The sequence below is a fragment of the Novosphingobium sp. SG707 genome, from assembly GCF_012275515.1.
Taxonomy (GTDB): Bacteria; Pseudomonadota; Alphaproteobacteria; order Sphingomonadales; family Sphingomonadaceae; genus Novosphingobium.
This window is the reverse complement of sequence record NZ_JAAZQL010000001.1, coordinates 401,570-412,366: the sequence shown is the minus strand read 5'-3', so window position 1 is coordinate 412,366 and position 10,797 is coordinate 401,570. Positions and strand designations below refer to the sequence as shown.

Annotated in this window: 9 protein-coding genes; 1 reads left to right on the top strand and 8 read right to left on the bottom strand. The window is 63.4% G+C overall.

Features of this window, described 5'->3' with window-relative positions:
* Window positions 1-100 precede the first annotated feature (100 nt).
* From FHW92_RS01610 to FHW92_RS01580, 7 genes are all read right to left on the bottom strand, one after another.
* A complete protein-coding gene (locus FHW92_RS01610) occupies window positions 101-2,533 on the bottom strand; it encodes a TonB-dependent receptor (protein WP_349237623.1) in 2,433 nt (810 codons plus the stop codon).
* A 452-nt stretch (window positions 2,534-2,985) separates the two neighbouring features.
* Window positions 2,986-3,948 carry an alpha/beta hydrolase gene (locus tag FHW92_RS01605; RefSeq protein ID WP_168601470.1) on the bottom strand — a complete coding sequence of 321 codons (963 nt, stop codon included), beginning with the start codon at window positions 3,946-3,948 and terminating at the stop codon, window positions 2,986-2,988.
* Window positions 3,945-4,997: a DUF3089 domain-containing protein gene (locus FHW92_RS01600; RefSeq protein ID WP_168601469.1), complete on the bottom strand. Its 1,053-nt coding sequence runs from the start codon at window positions 4,995-4,997 to the stop codon at window positions 3,945-3,947. Before FHW92_RS01600 ends, FHW92_RS01605 begins: the two co-directional genes overlap by 4 nt.
* A 126-nt stretch (window positions 4,998-5,123) precedes the next feature.
* A complete protein-coding gene (locus tag FHW92_RS01595) occupies window positions 5,124-6,329 on the bottom strand; it encodes a class I SAM-dependent methyltransferase (RefSeq protein WP_168601468.1) in 1,206 nt (401 codons plus the stop codon).
* A 13-nt stretch (window positions 6,330-6,342) separates the two neighbouring features.
* Window positions 6,343-6,705, bottom strand: a complete 363-nt coding sequence (locus FHW92_RS01590; RefSeq protein ID WP_168601467.1) for a hypothetical protein — start codon at window positions 6,703-6,705, stop codon at window positions 6,343-6,345.
* Window positions 6,698-7,267, bottom strand: a complete 570-nt coding sequence (locus FHW92_RS01585; protein ID WP_168601466.1) for an ureidoglycolate lyase — start codon at window positions 7,265-7,267, stop codon at window positions 6,698-6,700. Before FHW92_RS01585 ends, FHW92_RS01590 begins: the two co-directional genes overlap by 8 nt.
* On the bottom strand, window positions 7,264-7,884 hold the full coding sequence (locus tag FHW92_RS01580) for a cytochrome b/b6 domain-containing protein (RefSeq protein WP_168601465.1): 621 nt from the start codon (window positions 7,882-7,884) through the stop codon (window positions 7,264-7,266). Before FHW92_RS01580 ends, FHW92_RS01585 begins: the two co-directional genes overlap by 4 nt.
* 192 nt (window positions 7,885-8,076) lie before the next feature.
* Between FHW92_RS01580 and FHW92_RS01575 the strand changes: the two genes are divergently transcribed.
* Window positions 8,077-9,636: an FAD-binding oxidoreductase gene (locus FHW92_RS01575; protein ID WP_168601464.1), complete on the top strand. Its 1,560-nt coding sequence runs from the start codon at window positions 8,077-8,079 to the stop codon at window positions 9,634-9,636.
* A gap of 74 nt (window positions 9,637-9,710) precedes the next feature.
* Here FHW92_RS01575 and FHW92_RS01570 read toward each other — a convergent pair whose 3' ends face one another.
* A complete protein-coding gene (locus FHW92_RS01570) occupies window positions 9,711-10,748 on the bottom strand; it encodes a DUF1838 family protein (protein ID WP_168601463.1) in 1,038 nt (345 codons plus the stop codon).
* Window positions 10,749-10,797 lie beyond the last annotated feature (49 nt).

The following is a 10,797-nucleotide window of genomic DNA, read 5'->3' as shown; positions in this document are numbered from 1 at the left end:
CTCTCCTCTGGCAAAAAAGGCTGGCCCCGCCTGCGCAGAGCCAGCCTGAAACCGTCCGTCCGTCCGGGGCTGCGGATTGCGCCGCCGCCCCGTCGGGCCATTACATCTTGACCTTGACCTGCACACCGACGGTACGCAGTTCGGGAAGACCCATCACAGCCGCAGAATAGAAGCCGAAGTGGGCCAGCGTGTTGTCGATGGCATAGTTGTCGCCGATCGAGGTGTAGGTGTGGTTGTTGAACAGGTTGTTGACGAAAGCCTCAACCGCGACATTGCCCTTCGACACACCGCCGCGCAGGTTGAAGATATGGCGATCAGGCGTGCGCAGGATATTGGCCTCGTTCGACCACTGGCCCGACTTGTAGCTCCAATCGAGACGGGCAAACCACTTGCCGTCATCAACCGAGGGCAGGTCGCCATGCAGCAGCGCGCCCAGGTTGGCCGAATATTTCGACGTGTTCTTCATCTCCTTGCCGGAGAAGTCGAAAATGCCGGTCAACTGGCTGACGGTGGTGCTGCGGAACTGCTTGATGTCCGAAGCGTTGATCGCGCCTGCACCGTCCAGCGTGATCAGGTCATTGACCTTGAACGAGAAATCACCCTCGATACCATAAAGATCGACATTGCCGGTATTGGCCGACACGTTCTGGAAGCTCGTGCCGGTGGCCGAGGTGGGGTCGTTCACGATGATCGAGATCGCGTTGATCTGATCGCGCCACTGGGCGTAATAGGCTGCGGCGGTGTAGCGCAGCGCGCCGTTCAGCACCTTGCCCTTCACACCCACTTCATAGTTGGTGATCTTTTCCGGCTTGATCGACAGTTCGCCGCCGGCGGCAATCGCTGCATTCTGGATGGCCGTGCTGGTGGACAAAATGGCGGTGTTGAACTGCGCCGGGTTCACACCCTTGGCCCACGAGGCATAAGCCATGAAGCTGGGGTTGAACTGATAGTTGATGATCGCACGCGGGGTGAAATTGTTATACTTGGCCGAGGCCAGCAGGCTGCCGCCCGCGTAGGTACCCGCGGGCAGATAACCGGCCTGAAGCGTCTGACCCGAGGGACGGGTAAACGCGCCCAGCCAGTCGATCTGGTAACGGCCTTCAACGCTGGCCGACAATTTGTCGGTGAAGTCATAGGTCGCCCCGAAGAACAGGCCCGTGGTGCGGCTTTCCGCCTTGCCGCCCGGAGACAGCAGCGCGGAGGTAAGAGCGGTGAAGCCGCCGCCGCCGCCCTGGAACTGCTGCGCCTTGAGGTAGGAAACACCCGCCACACCGCGCAGGCGGCCGAACTTGTAATTGACGCGGCCTTCCATCGACCAGTCATTGGTCTTGCGTTCGATCAGATAGGGGAAATCCCAATAGCCCTTGGGGTTGGCCGGATAGGCGATGCTGCTGGTGTCCAGGCCATCCAGATCAATCAGCGTCGACCACACTTCGCGGTTGTAACCGGCCAGCACGGCGGCGGTGATGTTGGGGTTGATCACCCATTCGGCATTGGCATGAGCGTGGTGACTGATGCGGCGCAGGCCATAACCATCGACGCCCTCGCTGGGGCTGACGATACGGTTGGTCGGGCTGGACAGCCACGAACGGATCGCATCGGTATTGGCCACATTGGCCGAAACCGGATAGGCCAGCTTGGGCGTAACACCGCAGATATAGGCATTGGTGACGGCGGTGCCCTGACCGGCCACACCGCGGCTGTTGCCTTGGAACGAGCAGTTCGACTGGCTGGGCGCGATAACGGCGCCCGAGCTCGACTTGATGTCATAGGCATAGAGGCGGGCCTGCGCCGGGGCGCCGTCGCGGTCTTCGCTCATCAGGCCGAACAGCTTGATCGAGAAGTTATGCGCAGGCTTGAACAGCAGCGTGGCGGTGCCGATCGTGCTCTTCTGGTCGCCCAGCGTGCCGCCGCCGGGGGCCGCATTGTTCCACGAACCGCTCTTGGCCCAACGGTCGCCGGTGATGCGGAAGGTCAGGACATCACCGAAGATCGGCCCTTCGATCGCGCCCTGCAGACGGTAATTGTCGCGCGTGCCCACCATGCCAAGCAGGTTGCCGTGCCATTCCGAGGTGGGATCCTTGGTGGAAATGTTGATCGCGCCGGCGAAGGTGTTGCGGCCGTAATAGGCGCTCTGCGGACCCTTGACGACTTCGACCTGCTTGGGATCGGAAACCGACATGATCGCCGAGGGCGAGGCAACCGCCACGCCGTCGATGAACATCGAGGTGGTGGTGGCCAGCGTGGTCGAGGGCGTGAAGCCGCGGATCACGATCTGCTGGAACGAGCGGTCGGCGTGGCCCGAAGAGTTGTCGTTGATGTTGATGCCCGGCGTCGACTGGGCCAGCCCGCTCATCGAGACAACACCCTTTTGCGCCAGCGTTTCAGCCGTCAGCGCGGTGACTGTCACGGGAACCTTGAGAATGTCTTCGCTGCGTTTACGCGCGGTGACGGTGATGGTGCCTGCATCCTCGACGGGCGCGGCAGCGGCCGGTTCAGCGGCCAGCGCAGGAGTGGCAACCCCAAGTGCCACAAAAATCGCAAGAGCCGAGGTCGTTGTCGCCACAGAGGCTTTCAAAAAGCGAGTTTCCATTTTTCCCTCACTGGATAATTGTTATGTCGGCAAAAACCGATCCAGAATTTGTTCTAGTTCCCGCTGCTATCTGTTCTTATGAAATTCTATCCGCCTGTTGTTCACGCGGCGCCAATTGGCGCGATCCATCCAGCAGGGAATGTGGCGAATTACGCTTCGCGTAAAACACCCCGGCCCCAAAACGAGCCGTTTGACTTGAACTCCCCTATCTGGCCGATTCCGCTTATCCCTTTCGGCTGAAGAGAGAGTGCCTTGCCCCTGCCCCGCGTGGCGCAGGAAATGCGGCCTATTCGCCTGTCGGATGCAGAGGCTCGACCAAACAGTCACAAAAGCGTGCTAGGCACGGCGCGGGCGGCGCGAAATTCGCAGGAATCCGTAATTGACGACGCGGTTTAGTGGGAAATCCGGCCCAAAAAGGCCTGCACAGGCGCCAATGACGCCTGCGGACATTCCAGCGGCATCATATGGCCGCAATCCTTAACGACAGACAGCACCTTGTCCTTTGCCCCCAGCCTTTCCAGCGTTTGGCGCCCATCTTTGGCCAAAGGCACCTCGGGATCGCGATCCGACCACAGCACCAGCGTGGGCGTGGTGATCGCGGCCAGATCGGCGGGCGTGCCCGCAAAGGGCGGCGCCTTGCCGAAATGACGCGGCCAGCCCTGTGCGCGATTGTTCAGTTCGGTCCATTCGCGCGCCAGTTCGGGCGTCACACGGGCCGGATCGGCATAATTCATCCGCAGGATCCCGCCCCACATCGCCGGTATGTGATGACCGCCCAACAGACCGTCAAAGGCCAGCACCGCCTTGAACCATGGCGTGAAATGCGGCGCCGGTTTCAGCGGCCCGGCGGCGATATTGGCCAGCACCAGACCGCGCAGCGCCTGCGGATGCTGCGCAGCATAATGGGCCACGCCCTCGCCCGCGCTGCTGGTGCCCACCAGCACGAAAGGCGGCAGTTTCATCTGCGCGGCCAGCGCCGCGATCAACGCCGCCTCGGCATCGCCATTGTACAGACCCTGCGGCTGCGGCCCGGAAAGGCCCATGCCGGGGCGGTCGAAACGGATCACGCGATAGCGGCCCTTCAACCCCGCCGCCCAATCATCCCACATATGCACCGAGGCAAAGGAACCATGCACCAGCATGACCACCGGCGCATCGGCTCGGCCGGGGCCTTCATCCACCACATGCAGCGCCTGTCCGTCCACGGTGATAAAGCGCGAGGCAGGCGTGGCATAGCGCGCGCGCATCTCGCCCTCATCCGGGCGCAGCCATCCGGCCCGTGCCGCGCCCACATAGGCCCCGGCCCCCAAAACCGCCGCGATCAGCGCAGCCCCCGCCCAGCGCCACACCCTCACTTGCCACCTGCCAGATAGGCGCGGGCGCGCAGCACGGCATTGGCGCTGGTATCGGCCCAGAACAGGCCCAGATCATGATAATGCATAACGCCGCCTGCCAGCGGCTCCAGCCCCAGCGCCTTGTCGGGCCGGACGAGCAGCAGGCCGAAATCGCAACGCGCCGAAACCGCCCCCGCTTTCAGCGGTTGCAAAGGCCCGAAACCGGGGCTGCCCGGCACCGCGCCCTTGGCCGCCGCCGATGGCGCCTCCTTCAGCTTTGCATCAAAGGTCAATGGATTGACGCAAAGCGTAACCTTGCCCGCATCATCGCCATATTTCTGCACATAGGTCGATTGCGAGTAGCCCGCCATTTTCGCCACATCGGCCGCACCATCGAGATAGGCGTTCCATTGCACCACGCATCCGGTCTGGTCCGGCGCAGCGCAGGGCGTCACGCTTTTGAACCGTTTGCCGAAATCGCCCTGCGCCAGATTGATGCCGATGATATAGGCCGCCACCAGCCGCTTTTGCAGCGCCGCGCCGTCGATCCGTCGCTCCAGCAGGGTGGCGGAATGGAAGGCCCCTTGCGAATGGCCCGCGATGATGAAGGGACGGTCGCCGATCTGTTTGAGGAATGCGTCAAAGGCACGCTCGACATCGCCAAAGGCCAAGGCAAAGGCCGCCTCGCGCACCGGACCGCTGGCGAAGCTGTTATAGGTGGCGGCGCGATAGCGCGGGGCATAGACATCGCAACAGGCGGCAAAGACGCTGGCCTGTCGAGCGATGCTGCTTTCATCGGTCCAGTGGCTGGCCTTGGCGTCGGCCGTGTTCTGGTTCAACTCGCCCGTCTCGCTGCGCAGCGTGGTGGGGTGAAGGAAAAAGACCGCAACCTTTGGCGCGCGGGCCGGTTTGGCCGCACCCTCAGGCAGGGGCGAGGCCCAGCCTCTGGAGGCGAACACCGACCAATTGGCGCGCATGGCGTAATCAGGAGCGGGCGGAGCCTTGGCGGCCACGGCCGCCGCCCCATCCTGCGCCCTGACCGGCCCCGTCACCGCAACAGCAAGCAACATCCCAACAATCGCTTTACGCATTCCAGACCCTTTACCCACCAAAACGGCCGCCATCATGCCCGGATCATGCAGGGCAAAATGGCGGCCGGTCTTGCGCTCGAAACTCTAGCCGACTGGCGGACAGGATCAGTCCTTCACCGCCGCGCAGGCATACCAGCTGCCCATCAGGGTGCGCCCTTCGGGGTGGCCCTCGGTAAAGAAGTCCTCGGTGTTCGGATTGAGGAAATAGCTGCCCTTGCGATAGCCGACCGCCACCTTGTCCGCCGCAAAACCGGCATCGGTGGCCACTTTCATCCAGTCCGTGCGGGCCAGCGAGGTCATGAAGGGTTCGTTGTTGTAATGCGATTCAAAATCGCAGCGCATCTGGTCCCACAGGCTCAGATGTTCGTGGCGCGGCGGCACATCGACATGGCACATGATCCCGCCCGAACGCAGCAGACGGTGGCTCTCCTTGAAGATCTGGCGCATCCCCTTGGCCGAGGTTTCATGCAGCAGGGCCGAGGAGCAGACGAGATCGAAACAGCCGTCCTTGAAATCGGTATGTTCGGCGTCCTGCTGGCTGAAATGGATGGCCACGCCCATGCTTTCGGCGCGGGCATGGCCATAGCGCAGCATCGGTGCGCCCACGTCCAGCGCATAGACCTCGGCATCGGGAAAGGCCTGGGCGATGGCGACGGTCGAATGGCCCACCGCGCAGCCCAGATCGAGGATCCGCTTGGGCTTGAAATCGGGGAAGAAGCCCTGAACATGGCTGGCCAGCGTATGGCCGCGCCCGTCATTCTTCCACCCGCCGTTCAGATTGCGCAAATAGGTCGAGGCAAAGCGGTCATAAAGAGCGCCCGCGCGGAAATCGGCATCCGACGTGTCGGTGATATAGCCGCCCGCCATGCGGTGATGGTCGATCGAACTGATATAGCGCGGCATGACCAGATCGGGGTTCAGCCGCAACGAGCCCTTAGGATTAGCCGCCTGCTCGGCCACCTTGCCCGCCAGTTCATCATATTGCCGGTCAATCGCGCCATCGAGCGCCTGCCAGATGCGGTCCTGATAGAACAGCGAGAGCGTCAGCCAATATTGGTGCAGCGGATGGTTTTCCAGCGCATTGCGCACCTCGGTGCTGCGGGTGGGGGCCTTGCCGGTTCTGGCCGTCACTTCGGGCACGATCACCTCGTCCAGCAGGCGCCGGTCGAGCGGGTCCATCTTCTGGTTGGTCCACATGCGCATGGCCAGGAAGTGATCCTCCAGCGCCTGTTCGTCATGGGTGGCCTGGGGCATCACGGCATGGCCGTAATGGGTGGAATTGGGGCGGGCGGATTCAGCAAGAGTGGCCATGGGGGGAACCTCCTCAGTTAGCGTCGGCGGCGACACGCGCCAGTTCGTTTTCATAGGCGTTCTGATCGGCCAGCGCCTCGGGCAGCAGCCGGTCGCGGGCCACGCCCAGAACACGCTCATAGGCCTTTTGCTTATAGGCGCCGCGACAGGCGCGCGCCTCGGCATCGGGATGATAGGCGTCAATATCCTCCGGCCCATGCAGCCCGGCGGCTTTAAGCAGCCGCTCATTGGCGTCGAGCCGGTCCTTCAGCACCATCACCTCGCCCAGCAGCGCCAGCACCATGCCCGCCAGCGCATCCTGAGTCGCGCTTTCCAGCACCACGGGCTGGCTGCCTTTGGAACGGGCCGTCCGGTCCAGATTTTTGCGTTCAACCAAGATCTTGCTCCAAACTGAATCGAAACAGGCGCCCGGTGCGGGCGCGAATGTCCTTCTTGTCGAGGTCGGGCCCATGGGCCTCCTCGGTCACTTCATCCTTGGCCTTGAGATCATACCCCGTCTGGCTGGAAAGCAAGACGGCGATCTGCGTATCGGGCAGCACGGCGAAGGGGAATTCATGCCATGTGCCGCGATGCATGGCAAAGCCTGCGCTGCCGTCGAAATAGAAGGCGCGCACGGCCGAAAGATCGGGCAGGTCGCCCTCGCAGGGCGGAGCCATCACCGCCACGAAAGGCTTGCCGCCCAGCGGGATGAAAGCCTGCGTATGCTGGGCATGGCGCTCCATATAGCGCACCTCGCCGGGGCGCGGGTCCATGTCGGCAAGGGTGATCTCAACCGGATGGTCGCATTCAAAGGGGGCGGGATAGCTCATCCGCACCGCGCCCTTGTAGAAATCCACCGCCACGCTCTTGGCCCCGCTGGCCGCGCCGATGATCGCGCCAAAGGGGGCCAGCGCCTCGGCCGTGGCGGGTTGCGGAATCAGGGTGATGATCTCGCTCATGCCTGCCCCCGCCACATACGGATCAGGACATCGCTGCGCGCGATGAAATGCTGTTTGAGCGCACCGGCAATATGCAGCGCCAGCAAACCCCCGCCCAGCCACAGGCCCCAGACATGCATCCGGGCAAAGAAGCCATATTTGAACAGGACCGGCGCATTCCACGCCACCGGCGGCACGATATGCGGGATGAACCCGTCCGGGCCAAATCCATCCGTGCCAAAGAACCACATCTCGGGCGCCGGATAGCCCGCCCCCGCCGCCATCGAGGAAAGCGCCGCCCAGCCCGAAAGCGGCAGCGCCAGCAGCAGCAGATAGAGCAGTCCCTGCACCGCGGCGGCCAGCAGGACCTCGAAGCGGCTGGACGTGGCGGGCGGCGGCGGCCTGTCATGGGTCAGGCGCCACACAATGCGAAACACCACCGCCATCAGCACGATCATGCCCAGCGTATGGTGGATCTGGCTGGAAAGAACATGGCTGGCCTTGCCCCCCGGATCGCGGGCGGCATAGGTCCAGCTCATGATGAAACCGGCCGGCACCTCGACCAGCACGGCCAGCGCCGTGCCCCAATGCAGGGCGCGGGCGATACGGTTCCAGCCGGTTATGGCGGATACTCCCATGGGCGACTCTTTCTCCCGCCGCATATGATCTGCGGCTTTGGCGGGAGGATGCCTGTGATGACGTCCTTCCCACTGCCCCTCGCCCGATTTGCCCGCAGGCCGGATAAATCACCCCCATGCCTCGCCCGGCCCCCTTGCTTGCGCCAGCGATAGAGGCTGAATATGCCCCCGACAGATGAAAGGCCCGAACCGATGAGCGCAACAATGCAGGATGACACGCTGAAGGCGCGGCTGGTTCAGGCTCTGGGCGCCGGGGCGATGGTGGATGATGCCGACCGCCTCGCCTATGTCTCCAATGACGTTTACCGCACCGGCGGCGCGCCTTTGTGCATCCTTCGCCCGGCCAGCGTGGCGGCGCTGCAGACCGCCGTGCGCCTTTGCGCCGAGGCGGGCGTGGCGATTGTGCCGCGCGGGGGCGGGGCCTCCTATACCGATGGCTATCTGTTTCCGGCGGGCGGCCATGTGCTGATTGACACCGGCGCTCTGACCGCGATGGAGATTGACGAGCGCAACGCCATCGTCACCGTCGAGGCGGGCGTGACCTGGGCCGCGCTGAAAGAGGCGCTGGATGCGCGGGGCCTGCGCACGCCCTTCTGGGGGCCGTTTTCGGGCATCGCCGCCACTGTCGGCGGATCGGTCAGCCAGAACAGCGTCAGCCACGGCACCGCCGCCCACGGCATTTCGGCGCAAAGCGTGCTGGGGCTGGATGTGGTGCTGGCCAATGGCGAGCTGCTGACCACCAATGCGGCCGAATCGATGCGGTTTTATGGCCCCGACATCACCGGCCTGTTCACCGGCGATTGCGGCACGCTGGGGGTCAAGGCGCGCATCCGCCTGCCGCTGATCGCCGCCCTGCCCCATGCCGAGGCGCTGTCCTTTGCCTTTGACAGTTTCGAAGCCTATCACGCCGCCGTGCGCCGCGCCCAGATCGCCCGGATCGACGACAGTCATTTCATGATCGACCTTGCTCTCTCGCAGGGCCAGATCGGGCGCCAGCAAAGCATGGGCGCGCGGATGCAGATCGCATGGAGCGTGCTGAGCAAGGCGCCCAACAAGCTCAAGGGTCTGACGCAGGTGCTGAAAATGGCGCTGGCGGGCGAGGACCCGATGCGTTCGGGCCAGTATATGTGCCATTTCATCGTTGAGGGCTTTGACCCTGCCGATGCGGCGCATCGGGCCGAGCGTCTGCGCCGCATCATCGGCGATGACGGGCGCGAGATCGCCAATACGATCCCGGCCTTTGTGCGCACCATGCCTTTTGCGCCGCTGGGCAATATCCTTGGCCCCAATGGCGAACGCTGGGTGCCGATCCATGGCGTGCTGGCCCACGAAAAAACCGTGCCGTTTCACAGCACGTTCAAGGCCATGCTGGCCGCGCGCAAGGCGGATATGGACCGGCTGGGCATCTGGACCGGCACGATGGCCTCGCCGGTCAATTCGGCCGGGTTCCTTTATGAGATCGCGCTCTACTGGCCCGATGCGCGCACGCCCTATCATCTCGAAACGCTGGGCAAGGAATGGATCGCGGGGCTGAAGGACTATCCGGCCAACCCGGAGGCCAAGGCCTATGCCAATGAGCTGAAGGAAGCGATTGTCGCGCTGATGCAGGATTACGGCGCGGGCCATTTCCAGATCGGCCGCGCTTATCCCTATGTCTCGCGCCTGACGCCGCAGGCCTCGGTGCTGGTGCGCGCGCTGAAAGATCAGCTTGACCCCAAGGGCGTGATGAACCCCGGCGCGCTAGGTTTTTGATAAAGGGCGTTTGATACGCCTGACAAAAAGGGGGCGGGAAGGTTGATCCTTCCCGCCCCCTTTTTGTTTATCCCTTACTTCGCAAAGGGATTGCGCGGCGCGGGCGGCTGGGGCGGAGCCCAACCGGCGGGAACCGGCGCGGGCTTCTGCTCGCGGGCATAATTCTCGAGGCTGGAAAGTGACGGGCCGTAATCCGTTTCGGGCGCGTGCAGCCACTTTTCACCCATCGCCCGCGCGGCCGCCACCAGATCGGCGGGCAGACCGGCAATGCCCTTGGGGCTGGTCGAGAAATGGGTGAAATAATTCATATGGCCCGGCGCTTGACCCATGAGCATCCAGGGCAGCCAGGGGGTTACGCGGCTCCACGAACCGGTGTGCGGAATGTGGGTGACGTTGGGGTTTTCCACATCGGCGCGGTCGCAGACATAGATGAACTGTTCCGACACGCGATTCATGACACCCGAGCTTTCACGCGGCCACTTGTCGGGCTGCAAGGCGTTGGGATAAATCATGTCGACGCCGGTGTTCAGCACCATCTTGCCATCGGGGGCAAACTGCCAATCCTGCAGGAAGGGCTTGGGTTCGCGCTTCATCGTCTGAATGCCGCCATAGCTGGGGAATTCAGGCACGGTGTCGGCGATGGTGAAATTGAACGGATCGTTGGCGATCGGCACAACCTTCACCCGCTCGCCGGTATAGGGATTGTCCCATTCGGTCAGGATCTTGTTGGTGGCCAGATCGCGATAGAACACGATTTCGCGCAGCAGGCGGCGCCACGAACCATCGGGCAGGCGATTGATGCGCACCACCGAAAAGCCCTCGACGTTCATCAGAGCGCGTACCGGTTCGTTGTCACGCACGCCAAAGATCTTGCCGCGCAGCCAGCCCACCTTCTCCTTGCCCGGCGCCACATCGCCATCCAAACGGGCATAGGTGTCGCGGGTCCACTTAGGGTCCTTGAAGTCGATCTTGGTCACGAAATCGATCGGCGGCTTGCCCTTGGGGGCCGCTTTCTTCGCTGCCGCCTCGGCCGCCGCGGGAACCAGCGCGGCGCCCGCCGCAGCCCCCGCGATGCCCAGCGCGCCGCGCCGACTTACCTTCATCTCATCCATCTTCATCCGACTCCTGATACGCCCAAGCGGGGGATAATCTTGGGCGCAG